Annotated in this window: 13 protein-coding genes; 4 read left to right on the top strand and 9 right to left on the bottom strand. The window is 64.6% G+C overall.

Translation table 11 applies throughout. The features are described from left to right. The first annotated feature begins 137 nt into the window (after positions 1 to 137). From J2S45_RS00825 to J2S45_RS00810, 4 genes are all read left to right on the top strand, one after another. Positions 138 to 1160, top strand: a complete 1023-nt coding sequence (locus tag J2S45_RS00825) for a hypothetical protein (RefSeq protein WP_307634214.1) — start codon at positions 138 to 140, stop codon at positions 1158 to 1160. Positions 1161 to 1312: 152 nt separating this feature from the next. Continuing rightward, complete coding sequence (locus J2S45_RS00820) at positions 1313 to 2494, top strand: hypothetical protein (protein ID WP_307634213.1); 1182 nt, start codon at positions 1313 to 1315, stop codon at positions 2492 to 2494. After that, on the top strand, positions 2481 to 3917 hold the full coding sequence (locus J2S45_RS00815) for a multicopper oxidase domain-containing protein (protein WP_307634212.1): 1437 nt from the start codon (positions 2481 to 2483) through the stop codon (positions 3915 to 3917). Before J2S45_RS00820 ends, J2S45_RS00815 begins: the two co-directional genes overlap by 14 nt. A 161-nt stretch (positions 3918 to 4078) precedes the next feature. Continuing rightward, positions 4079 to 5179, top strand: a complete 1101-nt coding sequence (locus tag J2S45_RS00810; protein WP_307634211.1) for an App1 family protein — start codon at positions 4079 to 4081, stop codon at positions 5177 to 5179. A 15-nt stretch (positions 5180 to 5194) separates the two neighbouring features. Here J2S45_RS00810 and J2S45_RS00805 read toward each other — a convergent pair whose 3' ends face one another. The 9 genes from J2S45_RS00805 to J2S45_RS00765 form a co-directional block, all read right to left on the bottom strand. Continuing rightward, entirely contained in the window at positions 5195 to 6166 is a 972-nt protein-coding gene (locus J2S45_RS00805; RefSeq protein ID WP_296929201.1) for an ADP-ribosylglycohydrolase family protein, read from the bottom strand. Positions 6167 to 6256: 90 nt separating this feature from the next. Continuing rightward, positions 6257 to 6553, bottom strand: a complete 297-nt coding sequence (locus tag J2S45_RS00800; RefSeq protein ID WP_270973543.1) for a hypothetical protein — start codon at positions 6551 to 6553, stop codon at positions 6257 to 6259. A 69-nt stretch (positions 6554 to 6622) separates the two neighbouring features. Beyond that, positions 6623 to 7645: an endonuclease/exonuclease/phosphatase family protein gene (locus J2S45_RS00795; protein ID WP_307634210.1), complete on the bottom strand. Its 1023-nt coding sequence runs from the start codon at positions 7643 to 7645 to the stop codon at positions 6623 to 6625. Positions 7646 to 7724: 79 nt separating this feature from the next. Continuing rightward, positions 7725 to 8870 carry a galactokinase gene (galK, locus tag J2S45_RS00790; protein ID WP_307634209.1) on the bottom strand — a complete coding sequence of 382 codons (1146 nt, stop codon included), beginning with the start codon at positions 8868 to 8870 and terminating at the stop codon, positions 7725 to 7727. 200 nt (positions 8871 to 9070) lie between these two features. After that, on the bottom strand, positions 9071 to 11866 hold the full coding sequence (locus J2S45_RS00785; protein WP_307634208.1) for a glycoside hydrolase family 16 protein: 2796 nt from the start codon (positions 11864 to 11866) through the stop codon (positions 9071 to 9073). Between the two features lie 93 nt (positions 11867 to 11959). Next, positions 11960 to 12847 (bottom strand): carbohydrate ABC transporter permease, encoded by an 888-nt coding sequence (locus J2S45_RS00780; RefSeq protein WP_307634207.1) that lies wholly within the window; start codon positions 12845 to 12847, stop codon positions 11960 to 11962. Continuing rightward, positions 12844 to 13749: a carbohydrate ABC transporter permease gene (locus tag J2S45_RS00775; protein ID WP_307634206.1), complete on the bottom strand. Its 906-nt coding sequence runs from the start codon at positions 13747 to 13749 to the stop codon at positions 12844 to 12846. Before J2S45_RS00775 ends, J2S45_RS00780 begins: the two co-directional genes overlap by 4 nt. Further along, positions 13749 to 15077, bottom strand: a complete 1329-nt coding sequence (locus J2S45_RS00770) for an ABC transporter substrate-binding protein (protein ID WP_307634205.1) — start codon at positions 15075 to 15077, stop codon at positions 13749 to 13751. The genes J2S45_RS00775 and J2S45_RS00770 overlap by 1 nt, the downstream gene beginning before the upstream one ends. After that, on the bottom strand, positions 15074 to 17161 hold the full coding sequence (locus J2S45_RS00765) for a glycoside hydrolase family 36 protein (protein WP_307634204.1): 2088 nt from the start codon (positions 17159 to 17161) through the stop codon (positions 15074 to 15076). The genes J2S45_RS00770 and J2S45_RS00765 overlap by 4 nt, the downstream gene beginning before the upstream one ends. Between the last annotated feature and the right edge of the window lie 29 nt (positions 17162 to 17190).

The following is a 17190-nucleotide window of genomic DNA, read 5'->3' as shown; positions in this document are numbered from 1 at the left end:
GCCACATGCCATCCAGCCGCATCGTCTTCCTCATCCTTGGCGGGATATGTCTTCTGGCGGGACTAAACGCCGCGTTCCTTCAGTTGGGAACGTGGGCACCAATCTCTTCCGCCGACGACGACGCTCACGGTCTCGTCATGACCCTGGGCTTTCTTGGTGCGCTGATTTCGTTAGAAAGAGCCCAAGCGCTTGCTCATAGGGATCCGAGCAAGCGCTGGGCCTACCTCGCTCCGGGGCTCTTAGGTCTCGGAGGGCTCGTCCATGCGGTTGGCGGCCCAGACACGACGGTTGGCATGATCGGCCAGCTCCTCATGGTGGAGGGCGCCATCGCTTTTGTCCTTGTTTACGTCTACCTGTGGAAACGCGCACCCCTCACTCTGGTCGCAACACAAATCCTCAGTGCGGTCGCAGCACTTTCTGCCGCGCTCCTGTCACTGGCTTTTGAGAATTCGGCGCTAATCCCACTTCTCTCGGCATTCCTTATCATCACTATCGCCGCGGAACGTGCTGAGCTCGCGCAGCTGAGCATGGGACCGCGAGCCGTCCCCACCCTGCTTGCAACGTCGAGCGCACTCCTCACATTTGCTACGGCTTCGCTGCTCTGGCCGATTCCAGCGTCACGAGTATTTGGCTTCGCCCAGCTCACCATCGCGTTCTGGCTTCTCAAAGACGACGTCCCTCGCCGGCTCATCCGATCCACCGGCCTTCATCGCTTCACAGCTTTCGCGCTGCTGTTCGGTTACCTCTGGCTGATTGTGGGAGCGCTGACGTGGATTGTCACGGGCGGCCAGGTGGGTACCGTCTACTACGACGTCGTTATCCATACGGTTTTCGTCGGCTTCGCCATCGCCATGATCATGGCGCACGCTCCAGTCATCTTCCCAGCCGTCATGGGCGTTCCCGTGCCCTATCGGAGCTTTATGTGGGTGCCTCTCGTGCTGCTTAACCTTGGCCTTGCAATGAGAGTTTTCGGAGAAATCTTCGATGGCCAAGGAACGATCTGGCAGCACGGCGGAATCCTTAACATCGTGGCCATTTTGTTGTTCCTGCTGTCCGTCATCGCAGCCGTGGTGACGGGAAACCGCAAACCTTCCCGCAAGAATCGGAAAGTGACACGCGGCCGGGCCGCCGTCGTCGCCGCAGAAAAGGGAACACGATGAACATCGGACCGCGACCCAACGGTGACCCACACGGCAGCCACAGCGGAGGTCCACATCGCGAAACCTGGTCGAGTCGCAACCCTCGCCCCGGTCTTAGCCCGCAAAGCACACCCGCGCCTTCCCCCAAACGCGTTCGACGATTGCGTGACTTCGTGGCTCTCGTCTGGCTGCTCACGGCCATTATCGTGGTGCCACTAAATCACCTCATCCCGGCCTCGGACTGGCTACTCATCCACCTCATCCTCCTCGGTGCGCTCACACATTCGGCGATGGTGTGGTCAGAGTACTTCGCTCACACCCTGCTCAAAACTCGCGCGACCCCGCACGAAGAACGTGCCCAAGACCAGCGCATCGGCGTGCTCGGCGTGGGTGCCCTTCTCGTGCTCATCGGCTTCCCGGCCGACCAATGGTTGATCGTCCTTGCGGGCGCACTGTTCGTAGCCGCAGCGATGACCTGGCACATTGCACACCTCCTCACAAAGTTCCGCGCTGCACTTCCGGGCAGGTTCCGTATCGTCGTCCGCTATTACGTGACGGCCGCCTGCCTGCTCCCGATCGGCGCTACTTTTGGTGTCGTGCTGGCATTCGGCGTGAACGACGAGTGGCGCGGTCGCCTCATGATCACCCACATGGTCTTTAACCTGCTCGGGTGGATCGGGCTGACGGTGATCGGCACGCTTCTCACCTTCTGGCCCACGATGATCCGCGCACGCATGGATCCCCATGCTGAAAAGTACGCGCGCCAGACCTACCCGCTTTTCCTGCTCGGCATTGCAGTCATGTCGGCGGGTGCGCTGAGCGGGATTCAAGAACTGTCGCTCGCAGGCCTCGCGGTCTATGCCGTGGGACTAGTGTGGTGGGGCAGGTCGCTGGTAGCGCCGCTCAAGCAAAAAGGTTTGGTCGAATTTGCGCCGACGTCGGTTGGCGCGTCAATGCTGTGGTCTGCGGTTGGGCTGGTGTGGGTGGGCTATCTCTTGGCGACGTCGGCAAGCTGGCCCGAGGTGACTGACAAGCTCCCAGCCGTCGCCGCAGTGTTCGTGGTGGGCTTTAGCCTGCAACTGTTACTAGGAGCGCTCAGCTATCTGATCCCGATGCTCGTTGGCCGCGGGCCCGCCATGACGCGAGCTGCCCAAGGGCCCCTGAACGCAGGGGCCGCATTCCGCATCATCGTCCCAAACGTGGCGTTGCTCGTGTGGTTGCTGCCCGTCCCGGACATGGTCAGGCATGCCATGATCGCCCTTGCACTCATTACCTTCGCGTCTTTCATCCCCGCATTAATAGCAGCGATTCGAGCCGCTCTCGCAGCCAAGGAGAAGTCTCATGAACGAGGTTAAACCGCCATCGATATGGTCGGGCATCAGCATCGTCGCAGCCCTGTGTGCGATTCTCCTTGCCGTCACCATTGGTGTTATATGGAATCCATCGGCCGCGAATCTCCCCGCACGCGACTTGGGCGGTGTGCAGCCAAGCCAGACCGGCGTCGTCGAACCCACCGGCGAAACAACGGAAGTGATGATCGTTGCGAACCACGATATGTCCTTCACGCCCAACCGCATCGAGGTGCCAGCGGGCAATAGGCTCGTTGTCACGTTGGAGAACCGCGATGCGCTCAATGGGCATGACCTCGTGATCGGTGAGTATGAGACGGGGCGCGTTCAGCCGGGCGAAACCGCGGTGCTCGATGCCGGGGTAATCACGGAGTCGATCCAGGGCTACTGCTCCGTTGCGGGTCACAAGCAAATGGGAATGACAATCGACATTGTGGTTATCGAGCCGGCTGCGGGTACGTCCGACGGCGGACCCGGCTCAGCTCCCCACGCCGAGCACACCGGTAATGTAGCGATTCCCGACGGCGATGGCGAGATCAACGAGCCAATATCGGCGGAACTTCCCGCGCTCGAGACGGACGAAGGGCCAGTGACTCACGAGGTCACCCTGACCGTCACCGAGGTTCCCCTTGAGGTAGCACCCGGCCTGTATCAAACACGCTGGACGTTCAACGGCAACGGGGTAGGGCCTACCCTTCATGGGCGCGTGGGGGATACGTTCAACGTAACGCTCATCAACGACGGAACGATTGGCCACTCCATCGATTTTCACGCCGGTGCACTCGCCCCCGACGAGCCGATGCGAACGATCGCACCCGGCGAGAAACTCGTCTACACCTTTACCGCCACCCGCGCCGGAATCTGGATGTATCACTGTTCCACCTCTCCGATGTCCACGCACATTGCCGCGGGTATGCACGGTGCCGTGGTGATTGAACCCGAAGGTTTAGAACCGGTGGATAAACAGTTCGTGCTCGTCCAGTCTGAGGTCTACCTTGCCAGCGCGGCACATTCGGCCGCCGAGGCCGAGGAGCTTGATGCGGACAAAATCGCAACTGGCACCCCGGATCGAGTGGTCTTTAACGGCATCGCGAACCAATACGACCAGGAAATGTTCGAGGTCGTCACCGACGAGCGTGTGCGCTTCTGGGTGCTCGATGCTGGCCCGAACGTGCCGCTGAGCTTCCATATCGTCGGCGGACAATTCGACACGTTATGGACCGAGGGCGCCTACCACATCAAGCAGGGCGCCAGTGCTTGGGGATCCGACGACGGCGGTGCCCAAGTACTTTCCCTGCTCCCGGCCGAGGGTGGTTTCGTTGAGCTGACCTTCCCGGAGGCAGGGCACTACTCGGTGGTCAACCACATCATGTCCGAAGCCGAACGTGGTGCGCACGGAATTGTCAAAGTAACGGATCCGACTAAGTAGCTGTTGCTCGCGACTTTGTGCCGCTACGAGGTGCTGAGGGCCAGCGATCGTTTTCATTGACGCGGTCTAGCCCGTATAGCGATCGTCAGCCGGCATATTCACGATTTCTGTCGGGCTTGTTGCCCTCGCACGGCCGGCGCCCACCCTTGTAGGCTAAGGGCATGGATCTGGCAGATGTGGCTCGCAACTTCGAAGACGCCGCCAACAGGCGCAACACCGTGCGCCTGCGCGAACGCGGGTGGCTGCCGCGGCTAACCGGCTACGCCGGCTGGGGCTCCGTCCACGCGGCAAAGGTGCTCGCGCGCGCCACCATGGCCGACCCTAACGACGCCCAACCCTTCGAGCTGCCCTTCCTACCCAAGTCCATGCACTCGCTGACCTCGCCGCAAGTGCGCGGCCTGGCCAAACTCGCCACGCAGAACGCGGAGAAGGCCCAACGCGGGTGGCGCCAGTTTTTCACAACCCAGGTGGGCTTCCTGCCGGTCACGGTCCAGTTGGGCGGCCGCACGATCGCCACGCGCACGGATCGCTCCGGCTACGTTGACCTCCTCATCGAGGACCACGGCCTGCCGCCCGGCTGGCACGAGGCCACGCTCACCCCGGCCGCGGGCGAGGCGATCACCGCGCCCGTCATGATCGTCTCGGACCACGCCACCACCGGACTTGTCTCCGACATCGACGACACGATCGTCGTCACCTGGCTGCCGCGCGCGATGCTCGCCGCCTACAACTCCTTCGTTCTCCACACCGACATGCGCCAGCCCGTGCCCGGGATGGCCGAGTTCTACCACAACCTTCTCGACTCAAGCCCGGACGCACCCGTGTTTTACCTGTCCACAGGCGCATGGAACGTCTATTCGACGATGCTCAGCTTCATCCAGCACAACGAGCTCCCCATCGGCCCGATGCTGCTCACCGACTGGGGCCCCACCCCCACCGGCCTCTTCCGCTCCGGCCAGGAACACAAGAAGACGCAGCTGCGCAACCTGCTCATCATGTTCCCCAACATTTCGTGGTACCTCGTCGGCGACGACGGCCAGCACGACCCCCTCATCTACGACGAACTCGCCCGCGCCCATCCGCGCCGCGTGCGGGGCATCGCTCTGCGCACCCTCAACCCGGTCCAACAGGTGCTCTCCCACGGCACGCCGGAGGCCACCGCCGGCGACCGCGAGGACTGCGACATCGAGGACGGCGGCGTCCCCATCATTCGCGGCGAGGACGGCTACGCGCTCCTGCGCAAGATTCGGCGCTTCCGGTAGGCCAGGCTCGGCGCGCTAGAAGCCTCGCGGCTGGGAATTGCGAACGATCCGCTCGCCCATGTCTGCGAGCTCAGCGCCGCCCATGCCCGGCCAGCCGTGCACCGCGTCCTTCCACGCCGCCGGGATCGCGCTCTCGCCCCAACGGGCGCCGAGCAGCGCGCCCGCGATGGCTGCCACCGTGTCCGTATCCCCGCCGAGCTTGACCGCCCTGCGTAACCCGTCATACATCGCGGCCTCGCCGAAGTAGTCCTGGGTCGCCTTGACCGCAAACCACGCGCACTGCAACGCCGAAACCGTGTAGCCGTTCGTTCGGGGGTTAACCAACCCGGCCTCGGCGTCGGCGATCCGCGCCTCCCAGCTCGGGCGCGATTCCTCCAGGAGCAGGTCCATCCCCGCGCGCACGTTCAACACCCCGTCGATGACGGCCACGCGCATAGCCTCGGCCCACAGCACGCAAGCCTCTTCCGCCTCGCGGTCGGCGTGAGTGAGGGTCGCGATGGAGCGCGCCGCACGTGCCGTCGCGTCGCGATCCCACAGGAAGGAGATGCCGATCGGCGCGATCCGCCCGAGCGCCGCGTTGCCCGCCCCGCGCTCCGTGGTGGCGGCGTAGTCGCGAGCTGCCTGGCGCAGACGGTCGGAGACGTCGCCCGTCATCCGCGAGGCGTTGAGCAACACCGCGCGGGTTTGGATGCCGATGTCGGTGGCGCCGTCGTGCATCCAGTTGATGAAGTTCTGGCCAATCTCGTCGTGTGCCTTGTCGGAGGTCAGGCTCAGGCCCGAGTCCGCCACGGAGGCGATGCAGATCGCCATCTGCGTGTCGTCGCTCCACTCGCCCGGCTCGTAGGGGCCGAGTCCGCCGCCAAGCATCTGAGGATCGTCCGTGCCGCGCGTGAACTCGTACGGCACGCCGAGCGCATCCCCGCAGGCGGAGGCCAAGAGCGCGCCGCGCCCGCGGTCAACCATCAAATCTGTGAGCACATAGTCCATGAGGCACCTCCGTCGCTTGCCCCTAGCTTACCCCTCCTGCGGCCCCGCTGGTGGGCTGGCTCACATGTTGGCGGGCGGCCGCCCGTGCCGCTACTCCTCGACCCGGACGGCCTCCACCGTGATCTCGTCATCCACGCGCGGATCGTCCGAGCGGACCTTGTCCTTGACGGCGTCGGTGGCCTCATGAAGCTTCTCGGAGGCGAGGTTCTGGGCCTGCTGGAAGGTGTCCGCGGCCTGGTTGCGCACCTTGGAACGCCCATCGCGCACCGCGTTCGAATCCCACACGCGCTTCGCCCCTGACTTGATCTGCTCGTAGCGCTCACGCCCCGCACGCGCCCCCAGCACGTATCCGATCGCGCCGACGGCTACCGTCCTCAAAAAACCCATGGTTCCTCCTTAGTCTTGCCTCCAGCATAACCGCGCCACACCTCCGCCGGCGGCCGCTTTGCGCTGCGCTTAATCGGCGGGCGCCAACCGCACGATGATCCCGCGGTGATCGCTGCCCCCGCTGGCGACCTCGCTCGCCTCCACCCCGCGGTAGCTACCGTCCGTGAGGACGCGGTCGATCGGGGTGCCGAGCAGGGCGGGCATGGCGCTCGGCCACGTCCCGAGCCCGCCGGCGCCCGCCTCGATCCGCGCGTCGGCGCAATCCGCCCCGAGGACCATCTGGTGGTCGACGGTCGAGTTAAAGTCGCCGGCCATGATGAACGACGTATCCGCGCACTGGCCGTAGATCGCGGAGATGTCCGCCTTCCACCTGTCCATATGCGCCGGCGCAGGCGCAAACGGATGCACGCCGATAATCTTCGGCCCGTGCCCGTTCGCCGGCACGACGACGACGCTCGAGCCCGGCAGCCCCTCCGCCGCCACCTGCGAATACTCCCCAAGCGAGTCGGAGACCAGCACCACGGTGGACTCGAACTCCGTGGCGTAGCGATCCGTGCCCGTGTCGAACTGGCGGAAGGTCAGGCCGCGATCGGCCAGCAGGCCCACGAGTTCCTCGCCGCCGGCGGTCGAGGTCTCCGTCAGCACGAGCACGTCCACGCCGTTGCTCACCACCGAGTCGGCGAGATCCGCCATGACGATCGAGCCGCCGAGCGTGTTAAACGACAGCACGGTCACCTGACCGTTGCCCTCCCCCACCGCGGTGACGCCGTGGTCCGGGCCCAGTTGCGCCGGCGACTGGATCCCGCGCGCGTAGAGCGTACCCCCGTGGAAGACGGCCATCACGAGGTAGGCCAGGCTCGTAGCGAGCGCGATCCTGCCCGAGCCGACCAGGGAGCGGCGGATCGCCGCGAAGATGAGGAGGAAGGCCGCCACCCCGGCGAACACGATCGCAAGCCACGGCCGCAACGCCATGACGTGAGCCATCGGGGTGCGCAGCACCCAGCTTTCAGCGCCCGGCAGCAGATCGGGCCGCAGCGTCAGCGCGCCCACCGCCACAAACAAAACCGCCAAGAATCCCCAGACGTACTTCATTCAGCTCCCATCGTGTCGAGCCCGATTCTAGCCCTCCCCTCCGACATTCTTAGGAGCAACCCACAGGCGCGCTGACCGATCAGCTCACCCGCTCGGCCCGGTTTGCCGGCGTCGCCGCCAAGAAGCCCGGTTCGCCAAATCCGCGTTGGGCGTATGCCCCACGGACGGCGTCGACGACCCGGTCCTGCGCGCCCGCCTCGATGAGCGCGATCGCGGAACCGCCGAATCCTCCGCCCGTCATGCGCGCACCCAGCGCACCCGCGCCCTCGGCGGCCTCGCACGCGACGTCCAGCTCCGCCACGCTGACCTCGTAATCGTCACGCAGGGAGGCGTGCGAGTCCGACAGCAACGCCCCGATCTCCTCCGGCCGCCCGGCCCGCAACAGCTCAACCGTGGCCAGCACTCGCTCGTTCTCCGTCACCACGTGACGCGCCCGGCGAAGCAGCTCTCCGGAGAGCCGGCCGAGGTCCGCCTCCTCGGCGTCGCGCAGCGAGACCAGACCCAGCTCCCGAGCCGCCTCCTCGCATGCCGCCCGACGCTTGGCGTACTGCCCGTCGCCGAGCGAGTGCGTCGCCCGCGTGTCGATCACGAGGATCTCCAGGCCGTGTGCCGCCAGGTCCAGCGGCACCTGCTTGAGCGCCCAGTCCCGCGTGTCGATCAGCAGCGCGTGACCGGGCTGGCCGAACATCGAGATGGTCTGATCCATGCCGCCCGTCGGCGCGCCAGCAACCTCGTTTTCCGTGGCGATCGCCGCCCGCACAATCGAGTGCCGATCCTCGTCCGACGCCGGCGGAACCAGCGCACACGCGATCGCGCATTCAATCGCCGCCGACGACGACAGCCCCGCGCCCACCGGCACGCACGACTCGAAGGCCGCCTCAAATCCGCGCTCGACCCCGAGGGCCCACGCCGGCCCCGCGCCATAGTTCGCCCAGGACCGCTTCATCCCCGGCTTCACGTCCGCCAAGGCGCCCGTCCACACGTGGCTCTTGCCCGAGACCACGTTCACGACGTCGTCGTCACGGCTCGCGTACGCCACGAAAGTGCGGTGCGGGAGGGCGATCGGGAGGCAAAAACCCTGGTTGTAGTCTGTATGTTCGCCGATGATGTTCACCCGCCCGGGTGCGGCCCAAACCGCCTGGGGCGCGCGGCCGAATCGGCTCTCGAACCTCTCACATGCGCGGCGAGCGCCTTCCTCATTCGTCCACGACTGAAAAAGCTCCATGACTGCCTTTCTTACGCTTTCTTACGTTCTGTCATGCGGTGTGGATGTACCCTTACCATTTTGCCCCTAATCTGCCGGATTATCTCGAGGTTTATGGTCCCGAAAGACGAGTCCCCTTACCAGGCTTAGTTGGGATCCCGAGGCGGCCACGTTTGGCCCATGAGGGCGCCCCGCTGGCAACTGCGCGGGGCGCCCCATCATTAACACGACTTGGCCTGACGCCTCACCGCGACTCCCGCCCCGCAAACTCCCGCTGCGAGCAGGAGCAGGGAGCCGACCGTCGCACCGGTCTTCGGCAGGCTCCGGGGCGTCGCCGCCCCCGCCTGAGCAGATTCGGGCTTTGCCACCGTGGGGGCAGGCGACGCGGCCGGCGCCGGATCCGCCGTCGGGACCGTAGCCGGCGCCGGATCCGTGGCGGGAACCGACGGCTCCACCGGCGTGGCCGGCAACAACTCCGTCCAATCGAGCGCGCGCCTCTCTTGGAGGAACGTCACCTTCGCCAGTTGCACGTCGCCCGCCTCGACGGCGACATCTGCGTCACCCACGCGGTAGGTCACCCCTGACACGTCGGGGAAGACAATCTTCACGAACTCCGTATCGGCGGGCAGCCCTCGCGCGGTGACAGTGTGACGCGCGTATGCCGGCGGAGCGTCAACGAAGTTGTTGTGGGTGGACAGTTCCTGTGCGCTCCACGTCTTGCCGTCGGGTGAGGCATAGACCGCGAAGTCGAGCTTGCCGTCTCTCGTCACCGAACGTATCGAGGTGCCCTCCCACTGGTTGTTGACGCCGTTCAGCGTCTTCTGACCGGCGACCGTCTTGTAGTAGGCGGTGAGGCGAACCTCCTTCAGCCCGGCCGCCTCGTAGACCAGCTCTCCGGGCTTGTCCGCTGAAACGAGACGCGAATCCTCGTAGCGGGGCTGGCCACCGTAGAAGAAGTTGTTCTTGTCGTCGGCCAGCGCCGTGCCGGTCGTCTTTGCCGCCACGTTAGTCTGCGAGATCGGGGCAAGGCGATACTCGCCGTCGGCTGGCCGCTCCGCCTCGAGGTCATCGAAGCGCACCCGGTCTTGGTCCTCGCTTTGGTAGACGCGCACCCAGTCAACGAGGAAGTCCGAGTCCTGCTTCGTCCAGCGCTTGGCATAATCGACGTCGCCAACCCAGCCATCCCCAACCTGCGTCTCGAGGATCGGGAACATGGGCAGTGAATGGCGCGAGTCGCAGCCGCCCGTGCAGTCGCGCGCGGTGGCAAATCGCTTCTGGCCGTCGATGAACCACGTGATCTCTTCCGGAGTCCACTCGACTTCGTAGACGTGGAACTTCTGCGACCATGACTCATACGTGCCCGCCGTACCTGAATCTTGGCCCTTGTTATGGCCCCACACGCCGTAGTGGTTGGTCATGTACGCGGTCCACGGTTCTTGGCCAAGGTACTCCACAACATCGATCTCGTCATGGCCGGTCTCATCCTGCGCCAGCATCCAGATTGCCGGCCAGATGCCCTGGGAGTCATTCACCTTCGCCCGCACGGCCATACGACCGTACTCAAAGGAATACTTGTTCTTCGATTCCACACGACCCGAGGACCACGTCTGCTTGTCCTTGAGCGGCTCCCCCGGGTAGGGATCGTGCCCGACCGCCCGGACAAGGGCGTCCGTCGTACCATAGTTCTTCGAGTTGATCGCAAGGTAGCCGTTCGACTCCTCACCCTCGAGGCCATGCTTAATGCTCACCGCGTCCCGATTGTAAATCGCGCCGTGGTTAGCCATGCCGGAGATGATGTTCCACTTCGACTCGTCAACGCGCGTGCCGTTGAACTCATCGCTCCACACGAGCTTCGTGAACGGAGAATCCGGCGCCTTGTACACCGGGTCCGACTCGTCGTAGGAATCGCCGGTGGCCATGATCTCCACCTCGGAGAACTTCACCGGGCCCGTCTCGTCCTTCTTCAAGACAAAGCGAACCGTCGAGCCCTTGGTCGCGGGAAACTCCATGGTGATCGGCCCATCCACGGTCAACGACGACGCCGAATATACCGGGGTACCGCCGCCCTCCGGAAGACCCGTCGTCTTCGAGATAGTGGCAGAAGGGCCGGCGAGCACGAAGGCCTTGATCGACTCGTAGGTGCCCGGCTCGAGGCCGAGCTTGATCGACGTCACGTCGTAGCTGTTCTTAAACTCGAACTGGAGCCAGTTTTCGCCGGGCGTATTGTGAGTGGCGTACGTGTCCCAGTCCCCGTCCGAGATCGCGGCGATATTCGTGGGCGCCAGACCCCAGACATACGGGATCTTCCCCGCGGCGATATTGCGCGGAGTGAGGGCCGCTGCCTCATCCTCGGTGGCGCTCGCCATCACCTCAATCTCACGGAATCGGACCTTGTTGGACATGCCCTTCCACGAACTAGAGGTCGACTCGATGTAGTGCCCGCGTTGCCAAATGCGTACGTGCTGGCCGGTCACCGGCTTATCGAGCGTCACGACCTGCGCCTGGCCCTGGGTCTGCGCGGTCTCCTGATAATCGGCGAACCCCGAGTCATAGACGACATCGGTGAATTCGGCGTCGGTAGCGATCTGGACGCGCACGTTCTTGAACGTTGACACCGACGTCGAATACTGGTTGTGATACAGGCGCACCTCGCGGATCTCGCGGGGATCGTCTAACGCGTACTGAAGGTAGACGTCCTTCCAGTTCTCCCAGCCGTTCATCGGCTCTGAACTCACCTCGGGTCCGGCGGCGATCTCGGTGACCCCCGCCTCGTCTCCCTCATAGGCTACCGAGCCATCGGTGGCTTTTTCTGGCGCGACCATGACCTCGGCAGACCCGGGCTGAAGCGGCTCGGTTGCGTTCGTCGTCGGCACCTTACCGCGAAGTACGTTGACCGTCGCTACGGTGTGGGCATCGCCGGCGGGTTCCGCGTCAGCCGGTAGGGCCGCGGCGACGCCCCCGAACGCGGACAGGAGGGCGGCGAGCCCGATAGTTGCAGTGAGTTTCTTGAATTTCATGAATGCTCCGATCTTCCTGCAGGCGACGTTGCCTGCAGGTGGTGAACACCGTCGAGAGGTGGCCACGCCCAGGGCCTGGCCACCTCTCGGGTTCTACTTCACCGCCCCAGAGGTGATGCCGGCGATGATCTTCTTCTGGAAAATGACGAAGATCGTCACCAGCGGCACGCTCATCACCAGCACGTAGGCGAAGATGAGATGCCAGTTGTTCAGGGCGATTCCCGAACTGGCGATGGTGTAGAGGTTGAGCGGCAGCGTATCCATTCGACCGCCGACCACGAAGAACGCGTAGAACACGTCATTCCACACGTAAAGGCTGATCAGGATCGTTGCGGTGGACAGCACCGGGCGCAGAAGCGGCAGGATCAGCCTGAAGAAGATCTGCACCGGCCCGGCGCCATCGATGCGGGCGGCCTCCTCGAGCGAGGGCGGAATTGTTCGCACGAACCCCGTCACGAAGAAGATGACGGTGGACATGTACATCCCCACGTAGGTGGCGATCATGCCGATCGGCAGTCCCGCCAAACCAAGCTGGCGTAGGAGAAGAACCAGGGTGACCACGGCCGGCGGGAGCACGATGCCGGAGATTCCCAGCGCGTAAAGGAACGCAGAAGCCTTCGACTGCCTGCGCGCCAGCACCCATGCCGCCATCGACCCGAAGAGAAGCACAAGGAAGACCGAGGGAATAAGCAGAAGGAGGGAGCCGACGAAGGCCCATCCCATGTTCGCCTCGGACCACACCTGGCGCAGGTTGTCCCACAGCTGCCATTCGGTGGGCAAGGCCAGGCTCAGCAACGACGCCTCCGCCTGGTTCTTGCCCGCGTTGACGACGAGCGTCCACAGCGGCACCCCGATGAGTAATGCCGCGAGCACGACGGCGAGCAGGGGCTGGACGATGCGCCACACCTTCACCGACGTCGGCTGCCCGCCTGCCCGCTTGGCGCGGTCGTTGCGCTGACTACTCGAAGCTCGAACAGTCATGACATCCTCCTTTCTCGGCTACGCAGCCCCGCGATGAGCGGGACAGCGATGATCACGACGCTGAGGAACAGCACGAGGCTCATCGTCGTAGCCTGGGCGTACAGGCCCTGGCCGAAGGTGCGGAAGATGAACATGTTGAGCACCTCGGTGCTTCCACCCGGCCCGCCGCCCGTCGTCGCCGCAATGACGTCGAAGGAGTTCATCGAACCGAGCAGCGCTGTGGCCACATTGAATGTCACGGCGGGGGCGATCAGCGGCAGGCGGATCTTGGTGAAGATCTGCCACGGGCTCGCCCCGTCGATGCGGGCGGCCTCGAGGAGCTGCCCATCGACGGTCTTCAGGCCGGCGAGGTAGACAAGCATCGACAGGCCCATCCACTTCCACGAATGGATGAGGATCAGGACGTAGAGGGTTCCCGACGTCGATCCCAGCCATGAGATCGCCACCTCATGCCCCGCAAACATTGACAGGGCCTGGTTGAGCCCCCCTCCCGTGTCCAGCAGGGCCCGCCAGACATAGCCGGCGGCGAGCGCGCTCATCACCACGGGGATGAAGAACAACACGCGCACGATCCGGTTGAGGGTCGTATCCCGCTCGAGCAGTAACGCCAAGGCCAGACCGAAGAGGTTCTGACAGATTGCCACACCAATCGCGTAGATGAGCGTGATCCGCAACGAGTTCAACAGCGCGCCGTTGGCGAGGAGAGTCTCGAAGTTTCGCAGACCAACACCGTTAATCTCCGACTTGAAACTCGACCAATCCGTGGCGGCGTATACGAAGTTGTAGATCGTCGGCGTCAGGAAGAACAGCGCGAGCAACACGTATGCGGGAACGAGGAACCACCACGGGTGGGAGGCCCGGTAGGACCTCCCACGGGCGGCGACGGCGGAAAGCGCAGACATTAGAAGCCCGCTGCTCCCATGGCCTTTGCGAGCTCGGCGAACTGGGCCTGAGTGGCCTCACCGACCTGCGCCGGCGTCTTGGTACCCGCGATCATGTCGCCAAGGTTCATGGCCAGATCCGGGTTTGCGATCGCCTGTGCCTGCATGGAACCGACCGAACCCTTCAGGGCCTCGCTGGCCTCAACAGCCGCCTGCGGCACCGAGGCCGGGGTCTTGACATCCTTCATGATCGAGACGGTGTTTTGCTCGGTGACGAAGTCCTGGTAGCCGGTGGTGAGCCAGAAGTTCAGGAACTGGCGGGCGGCCGCCTCACGGCCGGCGTCTCCGGTCTTGAAGGCGACGACGGCGTTGGTCTGCTCGGGGTGGTTGGTGGCGCGGTTGCCCTTCTCGGAGATCGGGAAGAATCCGATCTTCTCATTGAGGGTCTTCGCGTCGGTGAGCGAGCCCATGTTGTCCAGGAGCGAGTTCGTGGCGATCGCCATGGCCGCCTTACCGTCGAGGAGAGCCTGGGCCTGCTGGGCGAAGGTACCGGTCTTGATGTCCTCGTTGTACAGGCCCTCGTCGATCATCGACGCATACTTGTCGATGGCGCCCTGGAGTGCCTCACCCGTGAAGCCATCCTCGTTCTTGTTGACTCGGTCCCACAGGCCGTCGGCGGAGGCGTCTGCGACCAGAGCCTGCACGGTCCACTGGGTGGCCCACCATTCGCCGCCCATCTCGTTCAGCGGCGTGACACCCTTGGCCTTCAAATCCCGTGCGAGGGTCAGAAGCTCGTCGAAGCTCTTCGGGATGGCGGCCCCGTTCTTTTCAAAGACTTCCTTGTTGTACCACACCCCGATCGTCGAGGGCGAGGAAACGAACGCCGAGTAGCGCTTGCCGTCGAGGGTCCCCCCGTAGTCGAGGACGCCGTCGGCGTACTTCGACTCCCAGGGCGCGCCGTCGAGGGTCTGCAGGTTCTCCTTGGCGTTGATCGGGGTGAGCATCGAGGCAGTGGGCTGCCACATCGCAAGATCCGGCTTGTCGCCCGTGGCAACCTTGGTCAGCACGTTCTGCTCGTACCCGTCCGGGATCGTAACAATGTTGACCTTTGCCCCGGTGGCCTCCTCAAACTTCTTGGCCACCCCGGCGGGGATCTGGTTCGAGGACTGTGCGGCCCACACGGTCAGCGTGGTGCCATCCAGCTTAGCGGTAGCCTCGGGCCACTGCTGCGCGCTCGCCTCGCCGCCCGACGTGTTATCGCCGGCCTTGCCCGAACCTGGATCCGAGCAGGCCCCCAGCGCGAGGACCATCGCTGCCGCGACGGCCAGAATTCTCTTGTGAATCTTCATTTTTCCTCCCTTTCGCCCGGCTCCTTTGCCGAGCTGTTGTGCCGCCGGATTCGGTAGATCCGTGCGGAGATTTCCTTTCCGGGAACCTGCATGGTGATTCCCGAAGCTGTGTGTGTCACGTTCCAGGCGACGTCCTCAATGCCCGCGGGCGGGAACAGTTGCTCGCCCAGCTGCCAGCGCCCATCGACGACGACGAGCTCGGAGCCGCCCCCTCGGTGCCAGACGAAGAGCAGGCCGTCGTCGTCGGGACGAGCCGGCAGGTGGGCGAGCGTCACCCACTCGTTGTCCCAGCGAGGCAAGCCGGTGGGCCAGATCGGATGGCGCTGACCGAGCGCGTCGCGTTCGGCCTTGGCGAGGTCGACGGCGGCCGCAACGAGGTCGGCCTGGAGTGGTGAAAGCTGATCGAGGTGGCCGCTGAGGTAGAGGCTTCCGGCGAGCGAGACCGTCAGCGTCGAGACGATCTCGCCGAGCGGCATGTCGGGCTGCGGCACTCCCCAATTCGCCGTCTGCTCGGGCAGCACGACGAGCGGGGCGCCGGCCGCGATCACCGGGTACCTGCGCATGTCTTCCGTGTCCGAGGTGGACTGAAGGTGGGCGCTCGTCAGAAGGGCGTAGTCGGTCGTCATCCCGCCCGAGGCGCAGTTTTCGATGAGCACGTGCGGGAAGCGCCGAGTTATCTCCGCCAGCCAGGCGGACCACGCGCGGCTGTGCTCGAGCAGACCGTCGCCCGGGCTGTCCGCGCCCTCGTCGGGGCCGACGCCGATCGAATAGTTGTCGTCAACCTTGAGGTAGCCGATACCATAGTCGACCATGCGATCAAGGACCGCGGTGAGGTAGGCGCGAGCCTCCGGCTTGCGCATGTCGAGGCGCATCCGGTCCTGCTCGATGATCGTCACCCCGTCACGCTTCATGCACAGCGGCTCGAGGCGGGCAGCCACCGGGGAGTTCACACCCACCGCGAGGGGTTCGATCCACAGCCCCGGAACCATGCCGTGCTCCCGGATCATCTGCAAGACCGCATCCAGCCCGCCCTCAAAGCGCGTTGTCGAGGGCATCCACTGCCCCACGTTGGCCCACCAGTCCGTGTCGCGCTCATTGGCGAACCAGCCGGCGTCGATACAAAAAACCTCAGCACCCGCGCGGGCGGCAGCCGGAATGAGCGCGGAGAGTTTCGCCGAATCCGGGTCTGCCTTGAGGGTGTTGAGGTAGTCGTTGAAGACGACGGGGGCGATCAGCTTCTTTTCCCCGCTCGCCCTGCGCAGCGAACGGCGATAGTCGCTCATCTGGGCGACGGCGCCCTGCCATCCCGTGGCCGAGAACGCGAGCGTCGCCGACGGCGTCGTGAAAGACTCCCCTGGCTTGAGAACGCGCATCCAGGAGTGCTGCAGATCGGTGGGGCCGTAGATCGCCAGGCCGAGGGATTGGTGGCGGCGGGAGAGCTCAACAGTCCAGCCCCCGTTGTGTTCGATCTGCCAGCCGACGCACGATCCCGCCTCGTCCTCGACGTAGCCGGTCGGCGCAAACAGGCTTGCGGACCAGCCGCTTTCAGCGGAGAGCCGGAAGGCGTCACGGGCGGAGTTTCCGTGCATGTCGGGGCTGATGTCGACGAGGAGGTCGGCGAGCCGGTGGCTCTCCCACCGGTTTTCGGCCATCCACCCCGAGCGCGCGAAACGCAGGCGAAGATCGTCAAAACGCGAGGAGGGGAGCACGGTGGCCGAGGTGATGGAGACAGCCGTGAGGTGGACGGGCGTGGCGGAGGTGTTCCGGATCGTCGTCGTGAATCGAAGCGCCGCCGCGCCCTTCGGGGCGGTGATCTCTACGTCCGCTTCGAGTCCGCTGTTGTCGTCCCGTTGGTGTACGCTCCAGCGCGACCACTCCTGGGGGAGGTCGGCCGTCTCCACGTTGATGGGTCGCAGCTCACTGCCCACGCGGGACTGGGTGAGGCGGTGATCGACGAAGGCGCGCCCGTGCTCAAGCGTGAAGCATTCGACGAGGACGTTAGCCGGCATGCTCGAATCCCCCAGACTGAGCCTGGCGGCATGGTCTGGGTCAAGATCTAGGTGAGCCCACGGGGTCAGGTCCATATCGCTTCCTTGTCACGTCGTTGTGCGCC

The organism is Trueperella abortisuis (assembly GCF_030811095.1).
GTDB lineage: Bacteria > Actinomycetota > Actinomycetes > Actinomycetales > Actinomycetaceae > Trueperella > Trueperella abortisuis.
The sequence above is the reverse complement of the archived record's forward strand: the minus strand, read 5'-3'. Positions and strand labels throughout refer to the sequence as shown.

Coding starts and splice junctions, on each gene's coding strand:
- J2S45_RS00800 (WP_270973543.1), bottom strand. CDS start 6,553: ATGGGTTTTTTGAGGACGGTAGCCGTCGGCGCGATCGGATACGTGCTG.
- J2S45_RS00805 (WP_296929201.1), bottom strand. CDS start 6,166: ATGGACTATGTGCTCACAGATTTGATGGTTGACCGCGGGCGCGGCGCG.
- J2S45_RS00825 (WP_307634214.1), top strand. CDS start 138: ATGACCCTGGGCTTTCTTGGTGCGCTGATTTCGTTAGAAAGAGCCCAA.
- galK (WP_307634209.1), bottom strand. CDS start 8,870: ATGGAGCTTTTTCAGTCGTGGACGAATGAGGAAGGCGCTCGCCGCGCA.
- J2S45_RS00765 (WP_307634204.1), bottom strand. CDS start 17,161: ATGGACCTGACCCCGTGGGCTCACCTAGATCTTGACCCAGACCATGCC.
- J2S45_RS00780 (WP_307634207.1), bottom strand. CDS start 12,847: ATGACTGTTCGAGCTTCGAGTAGTCAGCGCAACGACCGCGCCAAGCGG.
- J2S45_RS00795 (WP_307634210.1), bottom strand. CDS start 7,645: ATGAAGTACGTCTGGGGATTCTTGGCGGTTTTGTTTGTGGCGGTGGGC.
- J2S45_RS00810 (WP_307634211.1), top strand. CDS start 4,079: ATGGATCTGGCAGATGTGGCTCGCAACTTCGAAGACGCCGCCAACAGG.
- J2S45_RS00770 (WP_307634205.1), bottom strand. CDS start 15,077: ATGAAGATTCACAAGAGAATTCTGGCCGTCGCGGCAGCGATGGTCCTC.
- J2S45_RS00775 (WP_307634206.1), bottom strand. CDS start 13,749: ATGTCTGCGCTTTCCGCCGTCGCCGCCCGTGGGAGGTCCTACCGGGCC.
- J2S45_RS00785 (WP_307634208.1), bottom strand. CDS start 11,866: ATGAAATTCAAGAAACTCACTGCAACTATCGGGCTCGCCGCCCTCCTG.
- J2S45_RS00815 (WP_307634212.1), top strand. CDS start 2,481: ATGAACGAGGTTAAACCGCCATCGATATGGTCGGGCATCAGCATCGTC.